This window comes from Mesorhizobium sp. NZP2298, assembly GCF_013170825.1.
Classification (GTDB): domain Bacteria; phylum Pseudomonadota; class Alphaproteobacteria; order Rhizobiales; family Rhizobiaceae; genus Mesorhizobium.
Genome location: NZ_CP033365.1, coordinates 6959731 through 6979116 on the forward strand (window position 1 = coordinate 6959731; position 19386 = coordinate 6979116).

Consider the following 19386-nt stretch of genomic DNA (forward strand, 5'->3'; position numbering starts at 1 on the left):
AACTCAGGCCACCGGCTCAGGCGGCATCTTCGGACCGAGATACATTTGCGGCAACGGGTTGGGCTGCCAGCTGACATCCGCCTGCTGCCCATAGATAAAGGGCATGGAATGCAGCGGCGTGATGCAAGGGTCCTCGATCTCGACAATGTCCTGCATCCGTTTGAAGGCCGCCTGGCGCTTGGCGAGATCGGTCGTCGTTTCAAGCTCGTGACCGCGCGCGTTAAACTCGGCATTGGTCCAGCCACCTGTTGACTGGAGGTCATTGGTCGGACCGATAATCTGCCACAGCATGGAAACGGGATCGGCGTAGAAGGCGCCGCCGGACGTGTCATTGATGCCGCCAATGTCGCCGACCTGCGTCCAGTTTTCACACATGATCAGCTTGACGTTGATTCCGGCAGCCTTCCACATCTCGACAAGCGCCTGGTTCTCGGCGAGCTGCATCGGATAATAGGTGCCGACGGAAGGGTATGGGATTTCCTCACCTCTGTAGGATGACTTGGCGAGCAGTTCCTTGACCTGCGCCGGATCATAGGACACCCCCTTGCGGTTGGGGTCGTTGATCTCGCCGAAGATCGGTAGCTGCCAGCTGGTCAGCGCTTTCGCCCGGCCGTCCCAGAGGCCGTCCGCCAGCGCACCGCGATCGATAGCGAGAGCGAGCGCGCGACGCAGATCGACATCTTTCAGGATGGGAGTCCTGAGCGGAGCAAATGTGAGAAAGCGGAACCACATGGCTTCGCCACCAACGATCGAGAGGCCGTTGACACCCTCAATTTCGGCAATGTGGTCCGGAGTGATGTCTGTGACGATATCGTAATCGCCCGACTTCAGTCCGGCGATGCGCGCGGCGATTTCCGGCAGCCGCTTGAAGCGGATCGAGGCAAATGGCGGCTGGCCTCCCCAATATTCGTCGTGCGCCACCAGTGTGATCTCGTCGCCATTGCGGACCTCGCCGATCTTGTAAGGGCCGGTCCCGATCGGCTTCGCCGCCCAGGCGTCATAGCTGCTGGCGCCAGCCCGTGCTCTGGCGCTGATGATCTGCGTGCCCCACGCGCCGAGCCGCTGGGCAAAGACCGGATCCTCTGTCCTGGTGATCAAACGGACAGTGCGATCATTGATCTTCTGCACATCGGCAAGCGAGGAGAGGAAGTTGGCAAACACGGCCGCGCCCGGCGCATTTTCGCCGCGCAGTCGATCCGGCCCGAGCGAGAAGACAACGTCATCCGCCGTCATTGTGGAACCGTCATGAAACTTCACATTGTCGCGCAACCTGATCTCATGGATCGTGGCGTCAATTTGCTTCAATGATGTCGCGAGCGCGAAATTCAGGCGAAAATTGTCGTTGTAGTCGGTCCGTAGAAGCTGATCGAAAATGCTGTATTGCACCCGCCAGGAAACGTTGGCGATGGAGGAGCCGTCCACCGGTTCCAGAATTGTGCGCAGGTCCTGAACGGCAATATTGAGGTTCGGCCGCCGGCCGGTTGCCGCCATGATCGTGTTCGGCAATGCTATTGCGCCAGCCGCCATGGCGGTCATGCCGAGAAATCTGCGACGTGTCGTTTGCATATCAAAATCCCCTCTCTTTCAGTCGGGATGACAATCGGAGCGAATGAAATCCGCTCCCGAGACGGGCTGAGACATAGCGCGGTTATGTGACGGTTTTTTGCAGGTTTGAGACGGATTGTGTTGGTTATTGAAATCAAAAGGAAAAAAATGTTTCACGGTTGGGTCAGCCGTGCGGGCTGAAAGAAGAGGATCAAGTAGAGACCAGTGCGGGGTTGTGACGGTTTTGCGGATATAGAACTTCAACACCGGCGGCTTCGATCTTGTCCAGCATGTCCGATGCAGGCCTCCGGTCGGTGATGATCGCGGTAATCGCCGAATGGGGCAGGATGCGGTAACGCGCCGACAAGCCGAATTTGCTGTGATCGGCGAGAATGACAATTTTCCGTGCTTGCTCGCAGAGCGTCGCAGCAAGCTCCTGTCCGACCTGTTCATGGTCGAAGACGCCATTCGGATGGACCGCATTGACGCCGATAAATGCGACGTCGATCTGCTGTTCGCGGAGTGTACGCAAGGCGGTGAATCCGGTTACGGTCCGGAAATCGACATTGAAATCGCCCCCCAGCATGACAACGCGATGCCGATAGCCTTCGGCCGCGGCGATGGCAGTATCGACCATGTTGGTGACGACGCGCATTTCCGGGAGGGCCGATATGCGGCTGGCCAACGACAGAATGGTGCTGCCGCCCCCGAAGAAGAGATTCTGACCGGGCTTCAGAAGACCCAGGGCGATCTCAGCGATGGTGCTTTTTTCCGCGCGCTCGGAAACAGCTCGCGATGAGATGGCCAGCAGCTTTGGCTGTTGCGTTGCGACCGCGCCACCATGGACCCGTGCGACCAAGCCATCCTGCTCGAGCCGTTTGATATCCCGCCGCGCAGTCTCTTCTGAAATATTGAACCGCTGCATCAAATCTCGGATGCGCACTTCGCCATTCGCCTGGATGATTTCAACGAGCCTTTTATGACGATTGTAACTTAGCGACATGCTTCTCTCTCTCGCGGCATTCGAAAAAAGACTATTCAGTTCGCTGCGCAAATGTCACGTCAGGGCGTCACTCTCAGAGGCCGTTGAGCGGCTTAAGGTGCGCCGCAGAGCTTTTGCCAGCCTTTCGTTTTCCGTCCGACTTCGAACCGTCAGGCGCAGATATCGATCTGCGTCGTTCATGGCTTGATAGCCGCATTCTCTTACGAGGACGGATTCGAACAGAACGAGGCGGCGCTTGAGCTCGGCAGCGGATACCGAATTTTCAGGCAGCCGGCACAAGATGAAATTCGTTTGCGAAGGTACGACGTCGAGGCCCGGTACCGTCCGCAGCTCCTCGATGAACAGCTCTCTATCTTCTCGCAACATCTCTAGACTGTGTTCCAGTTCCTCTGCGAATTCGGGAAGCAGGAACAGTGTGTATTCCGCAATACCGTTAATGTTCCACAGCGGCAGTTTCCGGCGCACAGCGGCAACGAGCGCGGGATCGCCAGCCATGAGGTAGGCGAGCCGGATTCCTCCAAGTCCGAAGACCTTTCCAAGGCTCTTCACCACGATCAAATTGGCACAGGACGGCACCAGAGTCTCAACGCTGTTTGATCGGCCATCAGCGGGGAAATCAATGAACGATTCATCCACGATCAGCCGCCGCCCTCGAGATCCTAGGGCCTCCGCCAGCCATGCCACGTCAGCATGATCAACAAGTCGACCGGTCGGATTGTTTGGATTTACAACGATTGCCGTATCCGCGCCTGTCGCCAGTACGAATTCCAGGAAAGCTCGAACGTCGAGATCGAAATAGGGCGGGGTGAGGACGAAGTTGTTCTTTTGTTCGTCATCGAGTGGTGTTTGAAAGCCGGCGAACGTCGGCACGGGAATCGCGATTGTGGGGTTCAGCGTTGAATAGAGCGCCTGGATGAGATCGGTCACCCCGTTTCCGACTGCAATAAAGTCCGGCTGCTGCGAGGTCATCGTGCCAACAACTGAAGCGATATCGATCTGCTGAGAAGGATAGCATGTCAACACGCCTTCGAGCCTCGCCGCCAGCCGATCGTAAAAAGTCTTGGGAGGGAAGCGGGTATTGCAAAGAAGCATGTGCTCGGCGATTGGCTTGCGCCAATAACCTCCGACGCTCGTTTCCAGACGCCGCAGCACGTTCTCCTTGTCACACCGAAATTCCGCGATGGATGCGTCGACACCGTCGCAAATATCGAGCAGCTTGGAGCCAACATTCAGCACATTGTCAGGCAACGCTACGTCCAGCTGGGACAGGCCCGCGACCAACGTGCTCAAGGCCTGATGCAGAGATGCCGCGGCGCGGCTTTCGGCCAGAAGATTGCGTAGAACATCAGCACTCAATCGATAAATCCCGGTCGGCGCGTCGGGCCGCCAAGCGGAGCCGCGCAAACCTTTGTTGACATCGATACCGTCAAGAACCTCACTGTCGAAAAGCGGCGTTCCCCATATCAGGAGGGTATCGCCATCATGTTGGCGGAACTTCTCAATGAGATCGCCGTCATGCGCGTCGTGCCACGAAAGCGTATTTGTACTGTCCTGCAGGCGGAACCCATCGAATGTGCCGCTGCTCAAGTTTTCAACGACGGTGACATCTTCAATGCCGTTTTCGACACAGGCGTTGACGAGACGGTCCAAGAGCGGCTGACCGTTGATAGGAACCAACGGTGCATCGTAGCTGCCACTCCACAGATGTATTTTTGGCCCTGCGAAATCGAGGATAAAAATAGCACGGGTCGTATCGGCCACCTCGGACTCCTTTCTTCTGAAGGAAGCAAAAAGCGCGCGTAGAAGCGCCCATTCCCAAAATCAAAACGACTTACGGGCGCTCGAAGTATCCCGTGATGCGTTCATATCGGCGTCATCCGAAGCCTATAGGGGACTTCGGTTTCGATCGGTCTCTTCGAGGTGCAATATGACCCACACCAATCCATCCAAGCCTACCGCTCGTTTTCAGACGCCTGCCTCGATAAAGCCGCGCGCTCCTACGAAAGCGATTCTGATCCTCATGGACGGCGTAAGCGCGGACTATTTCGAAAAGCACAAACATCGGTTGCCGACGCTTCTTCGTTTGGCAGGAGACGGTCTTTCCATCACTCGCCTGCGCTCAACGGTGCCGGGAACGTCGATGCCGGGGCGCGCAAGCATGCTAACCGGCGCGGCGCCTCAAGCGAACGGGATCTACGGAAACCACATTGTGCGAGATGGCTCGTTTGTCTGCGCCGACGCGTCTGATCTGCGGGTTCCGACCATTGCAAAGCTTGCCAAAAATAGCGGGCTTGATGTCGCGTCCATCGGTGCTGGGTTGATCGACCCAGCCGATTGCGATGTCTTCGTGCCGGCCTGGTGGGAACGAGGGTTTCTCCAGGGAAGCCGGTCATTTAAGAGCCTGCCCGAAAACCGCATCGCTCGCTCGCGCATGATCAAAGATCCGAATGGGCGGTTGCGAGCCGCCGGCGTGCTCGATCTCTTCGGCTTCCCGTCCAGTAGCGACACCGTTGCGAGCACTGCTCTCGTTGCGGGCCTGGCCGCGGATCATCTCATGATCGGGGCTGCAGGAGCGCTGGCTTGCTCGGAGAACCCGCCTGATCTCATTTTGACCGAGATCGACATGACGGATTCGATTCAGCATCAGTTCGGATACGAAAGCGAGGCGGCACATTGGTCTATCGCCGCGGCCGACATGATGATTGGCGCTCTCATCGAAGGACTGAGGCGAGTCGGGCGGAAAGACGATTACGCGATCGTAGTCGCAAGTGACCATGGACATAGCGCCGTCCACACAACCATTTATCCGGATGCGATCATCCCTGACTTGCTTTGGGAAAGTGAGGGAGCGACGCTCCATGTCCTGGTTGACGGAGCTCATGACCGCAGAATCGCAGATGGACTGTTGGCGCGCTTCCAAGTGGAGCCGTGGTCGAGCGACCATGTTCCGGTAAATGAACGCGATTGCATAGCGACCTATGTCGCACCTCCTGGACACTCCTTCGAGGAGACCGTTGGAGACACGCAAGAAGCCGGCCCGACGGGCAGACCTCGATACTTGTCCACCCACGGTTTCCGACCGGGCAGCGCGGAGGACGATCGGATATGCCTGTTGAGCATCCCTGGAATACAACCTTGCAATATTGCCTGGGGCTCCGCTGAAGAGTTCACGCCAACCATTGCTCAGATCTTGGGATTGTCCGACGTCCCGTTTTCGGCAAAGGGGCTTCTGTAAAATGACCGCAGCCGCCCGCCTGCGGGCTCGCATATTCATCATGAGAATACCTCATTGAAGAATATCCCAAGGTTGGCGAGCAGCCAGAATTTCCGGCCAAATGAATCTGATGGGTTTCGTCGTCCGGCCTTGAACCAACGCCGCAAAGCAGCAGGGTCGAACAAATCTCCCAGCGGAGAGTCCTTATCAAACAACAGCCTTCGATATTCCGTTGCTCCCTCGCCCACGGCCCACTGGCCCAATGGAAGCGGAAATCCCATCTTTTTGCGAGATAGAACAGATTTGGGCAAGACGCTCCGGTATTCCCTTCGCAAGGGGTATTTTGAGACGTCGAGACGTTCACTGAAGGAAGCAACCGGATGCCAAAGTGCCTGGGCCGAAGCGATTGGAGACCTCCACCTCAACCGCTGGGAGCCGGGCATCGCCATTGCGGCGGTGACGAGCTGGTGATCGGTATAGGGGACGCGAGCTTCAAGCCCAGCTGCCATTGTGGTGTTGTCAACCATTTCCAGCAACGCGGGCAAATGCGTAGAGACGAGAACATATGAGATCTTGCTAAAGAAATCTCCGCCCGCCTCCGCAAATTGAGTCGAGAAATGATCGAAGAGCTCCATCTCGTGCTCGGTTCGCATCTGGCCATCGATAGCAAGTGAACGGATCTCATCAGCCGGGAAGTAGCTATAGCGCTCCAGGAAGAACTGCAGCTGACTGCAATGGACGCCGAGTCCAAGGCGTCGACGTGCGATCTGAGCAAGAGCAGGTGGCAATGCGGTGATGATTTTGCTTCGGTTGTAATCATACGGTGTACGGAACAATCGGCTGTAGCCAGCAAAAATCTCATCGGCGCCCTCGCCCGTGAGTACGACTTTGTGCTCCTTCGAAATCGCCTTTGCGAGCGTGAACATGGCGGTTTCGTTATGCATTCCAAGCGGATGTCCACGCAGGCGAACCAGCTCCGCTACAGCGTTGATATCGGAAGGTTCTCCAATTGGGACGACCCGGTGAGTGAGCCCGAATTCGGCGGCGACCTCCATCGCATAGGCCGTTTCGTCATAATCGGGGGTCTCGACCTTGCCGGTATAGCAGACCGGACGGATTTGGGAGCGAGCGGATGCCTCATAGGCCAGGATGCTCGAGTCAAGTCCACCGGACAACAATGCGGCGACCGGTACGTCAGCCACCAGCTGACGTTCGACGGCGCTTCCAAATAGTCTCCTTATGTCGGAATAGTCCGGCTTCGATCGCGAAATTCGCGCGGACAGATTCCACCAACGTTCGGACGTGTGTCGCCCATTTCTTATTTCGAGGAGATGTCCGGGCTCTAACTTGGAGATCCCGGCGAACAGCGTTCTGGCGCCGACAACCGCGCGATAGGATAGAAAGCTGAGCGCGCCGATCATGTCAGGTCCGTGCATTACGCCCGGCCAGCGAATGAGAGCGTTCGGCTGCGACGCAAACAGAAGCCCAACATCGCAAATCGTGTAGTAGAGGGGTTTTACCCCCAAACGATCTCGGGCGATGAGAACAAGCGATTTCCGTGGATCGAAAAGCGCGAAGGCAAATATCCCGTCAAGGCGATTTAGGAATGACTTTCCCCAAGCAATATAGCTAAGAATTAGAACCTCGGTGTCGGACACCGTCGAAAAGGAAAAGCCCATATCCCTCAATTCAGCTTTAATTTCCCGATAGTTGAATATCTCGCCGTTGTACGTTACCACCACTCCGGTATTGGCATCGCGATAGGGCTGATTGGCTCGAGAATGAGCGTCGACAATCGATAGCCGTCGATGCGCGAATGCTACCGATTGATTAATGTATAGGCCGCTGGCATCAGGTCCGCGATGAGCGAGAGCGTCAGCGCAACGCTCAACGGCCGCAGCACAAACGGGCGTTCCCTCGTTTTTGAGGACTATCCCAAAGATTCCGCACATTGGGGTCGCTCTCTTGGCACGAATAACGCCGACTACGTGCTCGGCTTTTCGCCGATCATCTGGATGCAGCCATCGCCGAACCAGAAGCGGGCCAGCGGGTGGTCATAATGACGGTACATCGGAGCGAGAAAACGCCGAAGGTTATGGAAATTTCTCGTATATCTTGAGATCCTGCGGATTTTCTCGAAGCCGCACTCGCCATACCAACCTCGGATTTGAGCCTCTGTGAAGGCGAACTCGTGATAGGTCGGCGCCTGGAAGCGATCCCGGATCGTCACGAACAAATCATCATCAAAAAGACTCCGAAAGAATTCGTTTTCGCCAGGTATATATTCCTTCTCTTCGCCGTCCTTTATTCTCAAGATCCAGTTGATGGCTTCGCGTGCGGTGGATGCATCCAGATTGTCAATGGAACTGCGGAATTGCTCGTCGCTTTGGTAGAGTTCTCGCAAGTGATTGATGCATCGGTAAATGACGCCGTTGGCGGTACCCATAATCGTCAAAAAGAAGCTGCCGCCGGGGCGGGTTACACGGGCAAGCTCTTCAAAGCCTTTTTTCGGATTGCTGGTGTGCGGCAAAACCCCTGCGCAATGGACAAAATCAAAACTGAAGTCGTCAAACGGCAGATCGAGCACACTACCAGCGACCAGTTCCGAGCGCGGCCCAAATCGGCTGAGCCGTTTGCGCGCGCAATCCATCCAATCATTGCTCAATTCAAGCGAAACAACGTTTCGTGCCCCCTTGTCGAGAAACGCATAGGACGCATTCGCGTTGGAGCCGCAGCCCGCGTCCAGGACATCAAGGCCGCGGAAGCTGCCGGTTGGCAGGCCGAAATATTCCTCCTCGATCAGAGAGACCAACCTGTCGAATATGTGGTCGTCATTCTCCTGCTGGCGCTGGTAGCGATCAAAGACGGTGCGAGTTTCGATCTCGAAAGAGTTTTCCATGTATTCTCTTCCCTATAGCTTTGTGAGCAAGGCGACAGATCCGGCTGCGGCGAGTGTAAGGTTGCCCAAGCGCAACGCACTGCCGGTACCCGGAAATTTGAAGTTTGAAAGATGCAGGACCGACAGCACAAACCCTGCACCGATCAATAGGTTGCCCAGGCCCTTCACCGGCAAGTGACGGTCGGCGACGAACAGCAATGCCAACACGAAGAGGTTATTGTTCAACGGCAATCCTCTGCCGAATCCGTCAGCGTCCAGTCCGAACGTCGAAAAATAGCTGAGGCGCAGAGCCCCTGACAGGATGAGGCAATTGGCAGCCAACAATGCGGGAACGGAGAACGCGTTGAAGGACAAAATGAGAACCGCTGGAAAGACGGCTGCGTAGACCAAATCAAGCAGCCCGTCCAACGTGCCACCCAGCTGTGCCATCGAAGCGGACCGGTTCGGGGAACTCTTCGCAACCATGCCGTCGGCATCATCCGCCAAAAGAGCCCACAAGCCGAAACAGATGCCAATCTCGAAGCGCCCGATCAAAGCAAAGTAGATCGCCGTGGTGGCCAAGATCAGCCCAAGGGCCGTAATGGCATTTGCAGCATCGAACAGATAGCGGATCATCCTCCTACCCCGCAACGGCGGCCGGCGCGCCGGCACTGTGTCTGTGAGGTCGCTCGAGGGCGAAAATTCTTTCCGCCACCCGCAGGTCCTGTTCACTGTCGATCTCGTACCATCGCAAATCGTCACATCGCGCCGCGGCGAGTTGCAGCCCGCGCTGCTCGATGAGATGCGCGAGCAACTCCTCCGTATAGGCTTTGATCGCGCCCGAGCCGATCAGGTCGTGGAGGACCGGGACGATCACCGTTTGGAGTTCGGCGCCAGAGAACCGGATGAGGTTCATCATCTTGAAGAGCACCGGGGTGCCTGATGCCAGATTTGCTGCCGTCTGCTTCAACCGGACTTCGGATATGAAGCCGTTGCCGGAAAGGACGGCCGCGGACCCTTCCATGGATGGATCGAACGGCGCGACCGCGGCGGCATTGGCCGCCTCCACCCTGATCAGGTGGCGCAGCGCATCTTCTTCGAAGAAGACGTCACCTTCGAGGAGATAACAGTCGCCGGAAAGAAGCGTGTCGCGTGCCAGCCAGAGCGAGTAGGCGCTCCCTGTCTTGTCGAAGACCGAGGACTCGACATAGTTGATTTCAAGTCTGCCGAAGCGTTTGCCACAGGCATGGCGTATGGCATCCTTGCGATAGCCGACAACAATCGTTACCTCTTCGACTCCCACCGCCTGAAGGTTCCACAGTGCGTTGTGAAGTATCGGTGTGCCGTTGACTTCGACGAGGGGCTTGGGACACAGATCGGTCAGCGGACGCAGGCGGGAGCCGAAGCCAGCAGCGAGAATGACGGCTTTCCTGGGAGCAGCGGGAGGCATCTCATTCACCTCTTTCGTTGTGTTGCGGTGTCATTTCCAGGCGTTGAGGAATTCGACGAGCCGGGCCAGGCCGGTCGCGAGTTTTTCAGATGGAATTCCATAGGACAGGCGCAGGCCGGCGGGGTCGCCGAACGCGGCGCCCGACACAGCTGCTACGCCAGTTTCGGTAAGCAGAGCCGTCACGATATCGTCGGCTGTCGTTGAGGCGCCGTCTTCCGATGCCGATCGCAGCAGATGGGAAAGGTCGAGATAGAAATAGAAGCCGCCTTGCGCCCTGGGGACCGGTACACGCGTCAACCAAGCAAGCACGTCAAGACCGATCCGTCTGGCGCTTGTGAGGCGTGAACGCAGCTTGCCTTCATAGTCCGAGCCACCCCTTTGCAAATGGGCGAGCACCGCGTGCTGGGCAATTACGTTTGGATTCGAAGTGGTGTGCGACTGCAGCGCGTTGACGGCATTGATCACCTCTTTTGGACCCGCCAGATAACCGATGCGCCAGCCGGTCAATGCCAGCGATTTGCTGAAGGAGCTGACGATCAGCGCGCGTGCTCGAATTTCGGGAGCGACCGAGACGATCGGATGGTGGGTATGATCCTCATGCACGAAGTCGCCATAGCACTCGTCGAAAATGATCCACAGGTTGTGGCTGACCGCCAGTTGAGCGATGGCCATCAGGGTCTCAACATCGTAGACCGCACCGGCCGGATTGCTGGGCGTGTTGACGACGATCGCCCGCGTGCGCTCAGTGACCGCCTCCTTGATGTGCTCGGGGCGCGGGACGTAACCGTTGGATCTGGTGTCGACGAAGACCGGTGTGCCGCCGGCGATTAGCACCTGGGCCGGAAACGTTGTCCAGTAAGGCGCCGGGATGATGACCTCGTCGCCCGGGTTCAGCAGCACCATTGCGGCATTGAACAAGGCCTGCTTCGCTCCGGACGTCACGGCAACTTCCTCGGCCTTCCAGATCTGTCCGGTATCGAGGGAGATCTTCCGCGCCAGTGCCTCGCGCAGCTCCACCATGCCAACCGTATCGGTATAGCGATTGACGCCCTTATTGATGGCGTCGATCGCGCCGTCGCGAATCGTGGGAGCAAGCTCGCTCCAGATCTCGCCGGCGGTCAGATCGATGATCTCCTTGCCAGCATCGGCCGCCGCTTTTGCGGCAGCGCGCGCCGCGGCGGTACCCGATGTGCCAAACAGGTTTGTCCGATGCGCAAGCATGTGCGCTCCCGTTTTCGTTTGCTTTCAAAAGACGGGCTGGGCCTGCTACCGCACGCCGGTCGCCGTCTGCGGCAGATATTTCTCTTCCGCCGCTGAGAGTTCCTGGTAATTGAGCAGATCGAAGAGTTCGTCGAGCGTCGCCACCTCGTCCTCGATACCGGCGGTACTTTCTTCGCGGAGGATGCGGTCGCAGACCTGGCGCATGGCCGATATCGCCGCGCGCATGTTGTGGTTCGCCCAGATGACCGTGGAGATTCCGGCCGCCCGATACGCGGAGACCGGTGTGCGGTAATATTTCGTAGGCACGATCACGACCGGAAGGCGGTTCTGCCAGGCGCGCGTGAAGGCGAAAATCTGCTCAGCGTTGGACTTGCGGGAATGAATCAGAATAGCATCGGCGCCGGCCTCAGCGTAGGCTTGTGCTCGCGCCAGCGCCTCATCCTCTCCGCGGCCGGCGATGAGCGCCTCGATCCGGGCGACCAGAACGAACTCCGCATCCGGCACTTGATCCTTCACCGCCTTAAGCCGGCCGCAGAACTCGGGAATATCGGCCAACGGGTGCCGATCACCGATGAACGAGTTCATTTTCGGGAACGCCGTGTCCTCGAGACATATGCCGCTCGCGCCGTGTTGGCGCAGCTTGCGGGCGACCAAACGGGCATTGTTGAAGTTCCCGAACCCGCTGTCCCCGTCGACGAGGACTGGAATGTCCACCGTGTCGGAAATTCGCTCAACGACATCGACGAGTTGGGACCAGGAAGCTTCGTTCGCATCTCGATATCCGAGGCTGGATGAAATCGAGAGGCCGGACGCCCAGAGCGCCTTGAAGCCAGCGCGCTCGGCAATCGCCGCCGAAAGGCCGTCATGAGCCTCCATTGCGAAGGCGAGTTCACTGGACGCGATCATTCGGCGCAAGCTCTCGCGCGTCTGCGCACCAGACTGCCTCTCCACCATGCGGTCTCACCTCCACCGACGCTATCCAGCCGACAGGCCTGTCATCGCTGCCGCACGAAGTGCTTTCAGAGGCGAACCGCTCTGCCCACCGATCGGCGACCTGCCACTGTCGTGCCCATACAGAATCAATGAAGCAAGGCGCGTGCCGAATTGGCGAACCACCTGCGCCGCACCAGTTCTCCATACCGGCGGCCAGGTACCCTCTCGACCCCTTGGTCGGGCTTCCGACATCCTCGTCCAACTTCGGACACAAGAGGGGTCGTGGGAGTGGCTATTCGTCTGCGCCGTGGCGGGCGTCCCGTCAGGCTGCCGATCAACGGTCAAGCGAGATGGCCAGAGAGCGGAAGACCGGCGGTCCGTGCAGGCAAGGTGACGGACGGCGTTGGTCTTCGATACCCGCCATCGCCAGTCGCCTTGATTATATATCCAGGCCGCATGGACCATCGTCGAGCATCGGCACGCGAGATTTCAGGATCCCAGTGGCCGCCCCGAACTTCAAGCCTTGACCTGACCAAGCGACTTGTTGATCGATGGGATGATCTTGTCTCCCCAGAGCTCAATCTGGCGTAGCATCGTCTTTTGGTCGAAATCTCCCAATTGGGTCTGAATTGCGATCTGGTCCGGCTTCAGGATACTTATCTCTTCCAGCAGGCGATCGATGACGCGACTTACGCTGCCGATCGGCAGGTTCTGGCGCATGGTCTCGAACGACAGATCCTGCTGCGTCGGTGTTTCCTCCAGCAGATAGCCGTCCCGACTCTGCTGGCGGCGCTGATGAAGTGCTTCAGATAGCCGGCGCTGGAATCGGGCGTTGTCAAGATAGCTGTCGATCTCCGCCTGATCGTCGCTGGCATAGCAGCAGCGCAGAAGCGCTATCTTGGCGGCGGTGACATCCTTACCCCGCGAAGCCGCCGCCGCCTCGATGGTCTCACGCAGCGTTCTCACGTTTTCCAAGCCGTTGTGGAACGCCGTGACGAAAAGATTGTGGCCCTCACGATAGGCCCGGCCCATGCTTCGCGCGGACCCGCAGGCGATCCAGATCGGTGGGGCTGGCCTTTGGATGGTGCGCAGCGAAATCGCCGTCAAAGGTATCTTCTCATACTGACCATTATGCTCGTAGACCTTCTGGTTGAGGCCCTTGAGAAGGATATCCAGGTATTCCGCAAACACGGCCGGCGCCTCCTCGACATCGACGCCGAAGCGCTCGAACTCGAACTGCTGGTATCCCGAGCCGACGCCGAGTTCGAGGCGGCCGTTCGAAACGATATCGGCAAAGCCGATCTCGGAGAGCAGGCGCTGCGGTTGATACAGCGGCAGCACACATACGCCGGTGCCAAGGCGAATGGTGCTCGTAAGGCCAGCACAGTGTGCCACCATCATCAAGGGCGAGGGAACCAGGCTGTAGTTGTTGAAGTGGTGCTCGGCGAACCAAGCGGTGTTGAAGCCGGCCTGCTCCGAAGCGATTGCCTGTTCGATTGAGTTACCGATGACGCTGTCGCACGATTGATGATAGCCTCGCTGGGCCGCCAAGATGAATGTCGCGAATTCCATGGCGTTTCCTCGTTTACACAAAGTGGCCAATCAAGCCTTCGACTTGTGCCGATTGCGGGTGGGCGGTATCGATCCGGCCTGGCGGCGACGTAGTCGACGATCTTGCGCAAAGCCGCTTATCGTTCGGCGGCCGCAGGCAAGCGCCAAAACCTGGCTAGTCATTCGACCCTGATGACGAGTTTTCCGTCACCAATGAAGACGATCACTTGGCAAGCCGCGCTTGGCCCGTGCCACGCAGCCGCAGTCTCAATCCTCGAACCTCATCGGCTTCGACGAACCGCAACCCGTCGCCGGCGAACATTCGACGGATCCGTCCGCAGCCTTCGTTGGATCTTGTTGATCGGTTGACTGGGCGTTTCGCGCGTCAGCCAACGAGGTCAAGCCGCCGTCCACGTAGAGGGTCGAGCCGTTTACGTATGAGGCATCAGGCGAGGCCAGAAAGAACACTGCCTCGGCGACGTCTTCGGGCTCTCCCATCCGCCCCATCGGGATGCGCCGTTTGATCGCTACGGAATCGATGCAGCCGGACTCGACCAGCTGAGCAATGTCAGGCGTACGGATATAGCCAAGAGCGACGGTGGCCGTTCGGATGCCGACCGACCCGAGTTCGGCCGCCATGCACCGGGTCAGAATGTTCATACCCGCCCTGGACGCCCCATAGGCATGGCGCGGCACGAAGGGCAGGAAACTATCGATCGATCCAAGATTGAGGATTACGCCGCCGGCGTCCATCGACTTGATCGCCTCGCGCGCGCAGGTGAAGGTGCCGGTGAGATTGACGTCCAGTACCCGCTCGATCTGTCGCGGGATTTCGATGCCTCGCACAAACGTATCGGCAATAGCGGCACAGTTGACGAGGATCTCGATGCGACCGAAGCGCCCCCGTATTTCCTCGAACAGGGCCACCACCTCGCTCTCGACCGCCAAGTCGACGGATTTCGCCACGTGCCTGCCGCCCAGCAAACCAGCGAGTTCTGCCGCCCCAGCACCATCTTTATCAGCAATCACGACTGTGTCGGAGTTCGCGGCAAAGCGGCGAACGACGGCGGCGCCTATACCGTTCGCGCCGCCCGTCACGACCACTGTGCGCGCGCCAGTTCGTTCGGCCGGCCGGAAGAGTTCGGCTCGAGGCGTCTGGTCGACCGGCGGGTGCGCGTCGCCCGGCTGGTTGAACGACATCCAACCGCCGTCGACCGTCAGCACCGATCCTGTGATGTAGCCCGTCTGTGCGCTGGCCAAAAAACGCACGGCCCGAGCGATCTCGTCGGGGCGCGCCATTCGCCCCATGGGCACGCGGCGGCGCACGGCCGCGAGGTCCATCTTGCCCGCACGTTCCAGTTCCGCCACCATCGGCGTGCGCACGTATCCTGGCGCTACCGCCGTTACGCGGATGCCGCGCGAGGCCCACTCGCATGCAAGCGATCTCGTGAGAGCGATCAAGCCTGCCTTCGAGCTGGCATAGGCGTTGCGCTTGGGATTGCCGAGGACGCCCGCCAGCGAAGCGACGTTGACAATGGCAGCGCCGGGCTGCATGCGCCTCGCCGCTTCGCCGGCCATGATGAAAGGCCCGATCAGGTTTGTTGCCAGCACGCGTCGGAAGGCCTCGAAACCGGTGTCGATAGTCGCAGCCATGGCGGGTCCTATCGCCGCGTTGTTGACGAGAACATCGATTTTCGCGAACTGCGCTTCGATGCGGCCGTATAGGGCGACAATGTCCTCTTCTCGTGAGACATCGCATTCGAGGCCCAGATGCGGATGGCCGAGACCGCCGGCCAGTTCAAGAACGCCGCTGCCAGGAAGGTCCACCGCAGCGACGATGTCTCCATCGGCGGCAACGATCTCGACCAGCGCACGGCCGATTCCGCCTGCCGCTCCCGTTATCATGACGACCCGTCCTGCCTGCTTCATATGAACCTCTCCGCAGCCAGCGTCAGAGATATCGACGCGAGTCAGCCGCAAGACCGGTCGCGGACGTCCTGGTGACGGCGAGTTTCCATACCGGGTAGACGTGTTGCGTTCCGCGACCGCTCCCGCGACGCGGCTCCGCAATTGGGAGCCTTGGAAAGCATTGTGGTGACATGCATGGCATTTTCATTTTGATGACGAGCTGCGGCGCTTCCTGAGCACGTAAACCGGGTCATTGGGATGCGCTGCTCCGATCGGTTGCCGCAAGCCGAACCGTTCTGCCTCGGGGACCGCTGGTGGGGTCTGCTCTTCGATCCAATCGTAAACGACGGTCCGTTCGGCAATGCGCCACGCCCCTTCTCTCTTCTGAAAAAGATCGCAGTAACGGCCGCAGAGAAGCACCTGGCGTGCTTCTCCGTCATTGTCTGGTCCGCGTTGCAGCGCGGTGAAATAGCTTTCGACCACGGCCTCCGACGGGTCGATGAATTCGATCAAGACGTTCGTGATCTGGTGGATTAAGCGCGGTCCGGTTTTGAAGAGACCAAGCGCAAACTCAAAGAAGCCCTCGGCTGAGCCGCGATAGGCACCGTGATTGTCATGCGCATCGGGCCAATATGCACTGCGCAGCGCAGCCTCATCCGCGCGGTCTATGCCGCGGCAGTACCGATAAAGGCAGTCGCGGATCGCCTCGCGGTCGCGCAGTTCGGTGATTTTTGCCTGGCCCATCGCTCTGTCGCAAATTTGAGATTGGATGAGGCGTTTGGTGCCTCTAGGTGCGTGCAAGGTCGAACCGATCGGCAACTGAAGAAGCCAGAACGGAGACGAACTTCACGTGTCGCGTGCGTGTCATTGAGGTCTCGATGCCGGAGAGGAGGTAGGCAGGGAAGCGGCCGGACATCTTGCTTTGCGGTGTGGGGCCACGTCTCGTCGATTCCACCTAAGCTTCCCCAGTTCTTGGTTGCATGGCGGCTGGTTCGAACCGCGCTGCCGATGTGCGATCGACTTCCAGCGCACGTTCGGGGCAGGATCGCGCGCCTTGTGACGCAAGCAGTTGCTCCCCCTCCGCAACCTGAATGTCACCGGGCAGGATGTAGCCATCGTCATCAAGCTTGAAGATGTCCGGCGCTTGCGCCCAGCATCGCGCGTGACCCTGGCATTTGGCATTGTGGACGATAATGCGCATAGCGCTGCCTCCATTGTCTTGGCATGGCTCGGCGATGGTCATGACCAGTCCAGGATCAGATTTTCGATCCCGAACACATGGCCGCCACAGGTGATGGGCGCTGTACCCTCCTTGATCCGGAAGGTCGGTATGCGCGCCAGCCACTCCTCCAGGCCAATGACAATCTCGCGACGGGCAAGGTGTGAGCCAAGGCAACGGTGGGGACCATAGCCAAACGCGGCGTGGCGGTTGTGCTCTCGCGCCAGATCGACCGTGTTGGGGGATTCGAATTCCTCCGGGTCGCGATTTGCAATCATCGTGGCGCACGAAACATAGTCCCCCTTTCGGATCGGCGCGCCTTCGAAGTCGATATCTTTCGTAGCCACGCGGATCAACTGAATGGGCGGATAGGCCCGCAGCAACTCTTCGGTTGCAAGCAGGATGCGGTCCGGTTCGCTGCGCAGCAGTTCCTGATCCTTGAGGTTGCGCGCTAGATAAGCCAGGTCAAAGCCAATAGCTGCTGCGACAGTGTCAAGTCCCGCGACGAACACAAGCACGCCGATGCCACGGATCTCCCCGTCGGTTAGCCGGCGGCCCTCGATCTGTGCCTGCACGATGAAGGTCATGAGATCGTCGACCGGATCCTTGCGGCGATTGGTTGCAAGTTCATCGATGAAAGCCACAATCTTGCGGGCAGCCACAGGTCGTTCCACATCGTCGCCGTGGAGCAGATCTTTCGCCCAGCCGACAAATGTATCGAGTCCCTGATCCGGCAACCCCAGAAAGCGAAGGAAGATGCTGACAGTGAACGGAAAGGCAAAATCCTTCATGACGTCGCAGCTCGTGGCCGATGCGGTGATCCGGTCGATCAGGGCTATCGCTCGCTCACGGACAGCCGGTTCCAGTGCCGTCACCCGCTTGGGCGAAAGCAGCGGACTGAGCAGTGAGCGAAATGCGCCATGGGCCGGTGGATCGAGCTCAAGCGGGATCGTCGGCCAGGTTTCGCCCAGTATGGAGGAGAAGATGCTGCGATGGCTGGAAAAAGTTTCAGTGTCCTGCAGCACCTTACGCTGGTCTGCGGCGCGGGTGATGACCCAGGTGCCCCGGCCATCTTGCGTGTTGTAGGGGGAATAGAAGATCGGAGGCCCGTCATGGGCGCAAGCGACGGCTGCGTGTGGATCCCCGTTGGGCGTTGGTGGCATGCCTGGCGATGTGAACAGGCTGAAGTCTCTCACCATTTCGGGCGGGACATGATCTGGAACCGGGTTGATCGCCATTGCATTTCTCCTGCCGTCTAACCACTAACCAGGCCGCGCATCATGGCATCTTGGCCATCCAGCAAGCTTGTTGCCCTTTTGGCCAGACCGCTGCCTGCCCGCCAAAGAGCCGACGAGCGAAATCGTCGGAGACGCGGCGTTTTCCAGCTTCGAACGGCGAACCGGAATGAAGCTCTTGCTCCACAGCGGTTCGGGGTCGATCATCTCTTCGAGGATATCCGCAGCGCGGCACGCGAAAGACCGGTTGGCCGCCGAAGTGCTCGCCGGTCTCCTCAAGCGCCGGCGAGAGGACAGGAGCAAGCACATTCTGGTCGAACCGTATCTGCAGGTCGATCGGTGGCCATTGGCCGGTGCCGGGCGGTTGTGACGGTGACGCCAGTCACGCCGGTCGATATTGCATTCCACGGGCAATGCCCGTTGCGGATAGAATCTGAACTGACGCTGACCTGACATGTCGTCTTCCTTCATTGCATTGAGCGCGATATCACTCACGAATGGACGCCAGTCGGTATCTCCTGCCGTCTCACATGAGAGCTTCAAAAGTCGTGCCAACGGCGCGGAAAGAGCCCTGCAGGAGATTTTCTACATATCATTCAACAGCTTGAACGAATGCGCAGCCGCAAGCCTGGCGGAGCAAACCCGTGTCCCGGACATGACAAACCCGACAGCAAAGTCGCGGCAGCTTCAAAATGCTCCGAGAGCACAAGGCGGTCTTCCCGTCACTTCGGGACCGTGCCCGCCTCACGCGATTTCGAAGCGGTCTCGCGAGCGTCGATAGGGCGAAGCGCGTGGGCCTGTCAGCCGTCTCAATCCTGAGAACGGAGGCCATAGGGACCCTCGTCAGGTTAACCCCGATCGACTCCTGTCCCTCGTTCCGAGTTTGAGCCCAGATTTTCGCTTCGAATACGAGCCACGTGTTCGCCGCGCCGGCGACCCGGCGACCCTCCGGTCCGACTTCCGACATTTTTGTCCAGCTTCGGACAAAGAGGGGCGCGGCTTGATACGCATAAACGGGATCCCCTCTGCCCAGAGCTCACGATCAGATGATTATGGGCGCGCTCGCTCTCGGCGAAGGCACGGTCTTGGCCGCTCAAGGCAAAGAGTGTCGCTGCAAAAAACAGTGTGACCCCCAGCCTAAAATCAAATGGCACGGCGCTTGCGTCGTACTCGGCAGAACCCATCACAAGGTGGCCAGGAGTAAGACCATTGCTGACATCGCGACCCCC

At 58.8% G+C, this 19386-nt stretch carries 15 protein-coding genes; 1 reads left to right on the forward strand and 14 read right to left on the reverse strand.

Annotation, left to right across the window (positions count from 1 at the left end; translation table 11 throughout):
* Nucleotides 1-3: 3 nt before the first annotated feature.
* The 3 genes from EB231_RS33050 to EB231_RS33060 form a co-directional block, all read right to left on the reverse strand.
* A complete protein-coding gene (locus EB231_RS33050) occupies nucleotides 4-1566 on the reverse strand; it encodes an ABC transporter substrate-binding protein (protein ID WP_172352469.1) in 1563 nt (520 codons plus the stop codon).
* Nucleotides 1567-1756: 190 nt separating this feature from the next.
* Entirely contained in the window at nucleotides 1757-2548 is a 792-nt protein-coding gene (locus tag EB231_RS33055) for a DeoR/GlpR family DNA-binding transcription regulator (RefSeq protein ID WP_109671378.1), read from the reverse strand.
* A gap of 54 nt (nucleotides 2549-2602) precedes the next feature.
* Entirely contained in the window at nucleotides 2603-4309 is a 1707-nt protein-coding gene (locus EB231_RS33060) for a pyridoxal phosphate-dependent aminotransferase (protein ID WP_172352470.1), read from the reverse strand.
* A 166-nt stretch (nucleotides 4310-4475) separates the two neighbouring features.
* On the opposite strand from EB231_RS33060, the gene EB231_RS33065 reads away from it, so the two are divergent.
* Nucleotides 4476-5783 carry an alkaline phosphatase family protein gene (locus EB231_RS33065; RefSeq protein WP_172352471.1) on the forward strand — a complete coding sequence of 436 codons (1308 nt, stop codon included), beginning with the start codon at nucleotides 4476-4478 and terminating at the stop codon, nucleotides 5781-5783.
* A 38-nt stretch (nucleotides 5784-5821) separates the two neighbouring features.
* On the opposite strand, the gene asnB is transcribed toward EB231_RS33065, so the two are convergent.
* The 11 genes from asnB to EB231_RS33120 all read right to left on the reverse strand — a co-directional run bounded on the left by asnB (nucleotide 5822) and on the right by EB231_RS33120 (nucleotide 18160).
* Entirely contained in the window at nucleotides 5822-7714 is a 1893-nt protein-coding gene (gene asnB, locus EB231_RS33070; RefSeq protein ID WP_172352472.1) for an asparagine synthase (glutamine-hydrolyzing), read from the reverse strand.
* A 32-nt stretch (nucleotides 7715-7746) separates the two neighbouring features.
* A complete protein-coding gene (locus EB231_RS33075) occupies nucleotides 7747-8661 on the reverse strand; it encodes a class I SAM-dependent methyltransferase (RefSeq protein WP_006333821.1) in 915 nt (304 codons plus the stop codon).
* A gap of 12 nt (nucleotides 8662-8673) precedes the next feature.
* Nucleotides 8674-9276: a phosphatidylcholine/phosphatidylserine synthase gene (locus EB231_RS33080; protein ID WP_172352473.1), complete on the reverse strand. Its 603-nt coding sequence runs from the start codon at nucleotides 9274-9276 to the stop codon at nucleotides 8674-8676.
* 4 nt (nucleotides 9277-9280) lie between these two features.
* Complete coding sequence (locus tag EB231_RS33085; protein ID WP_172352474.1) at nucleotides 9281-10090, reverse strand: phosphocholine cytidylyltransferase family protein; 810 nt, start codon at nucleotides 10088-10090, stop codon at nucleotides 9281-9283.
* Nucleotides 10091-10120: 30 nt separating this feature from the next.
* Nucleotides 10121-11311: an aminotransferase class I/II-fold pyridoxal phosphate-dependent enzyme gene (locus tag EB231_RS33090; RefSeq protein ID WP_172352475.1), complete on the reverse strand. Its 1191-nt coding sequence runs from the start codon at nucleotides 11309-11311 to the stop codon at nucleotides 10121-10123.
* Nucleotides 11312-11356: 45 nt separating this feature from the next.
* Nucleotides 11357-12265, reverse strand: coding sequence for a phosphoenolpyruvate mutase (aepX, locus tag EB231_RS33095; protein WP_172352476.1), 909 nt, complete (start codon nucleotides 12263-12265; stop codon nucleotides 11357-11359).
* 495 nt (nucleotides 12266-12760) lie between these two features.
* Nucleotides 12761-13816 (reverse strand): LLM class flavin-dependent oxidoreductase, encoded by a 1056-nt coding sequence (locus tag EB231_RS33100; RefSeq protein ID WP_172352477.1) that lies wholly within the window; start codon nucleotides 13814-13816, stop codon nucleotides 12761-12763.
* A gap of 246 nt (nucleotides 13817-14062) precedes the next feature.
* Nucleotides 14063-15724 carry an SDR family oxidoreductase gene (locus tag EB231_RS33105; RefSeq protein WP_172353132.1) on the reverse strand — a complete coding sequence of 554 codons (1662 nt, stop codon included), beginning with the start codon at nucleotides 15722-15724 and terminating at the stop codon, nucleotides 14063-14065.
* A 183-nt stretch (nucleotides 15725-15907) separates the two neighbouring features.
* The gene (locus EB231_RS33110; RefSeq protein WP_172352478.1) at nucleotides 15908-16447 is read right to left on the reverse strand and encodes a nuclear transport factor 2 family protein; all 540 of its coding nucleotides are present in this window, start codon (nucleotides 16445-16447) and stop codon (nucleotides 15908-15910) included.
* Nucleotides 16448-16658: 211 nt separating this feature from the next.
* On the reverse strand, nucleotides 16659-16904 hold the full coding sequence (locus EB231_RS33115; RefSeq protein ID WP_027056547.1) for a ferredoxin: 246 nt from the start codon (nucleotides 16902-16904) through the stop codon (nucleotides 16659-16661).
* A 38-nt stretch (nucleotides 16905-16942) separates the two neighbouring features.
* Entirely contained in the window at nucleotides 16943-18160 is a 1218-nt protein-coding gene (locus tag EB231_RS33120) for a cytochrome P450 (protein WP_027033184.1), read from the reverse strand.
* Nucleotides 18161-19386 lie beyond the last annotated feature (1226 nt).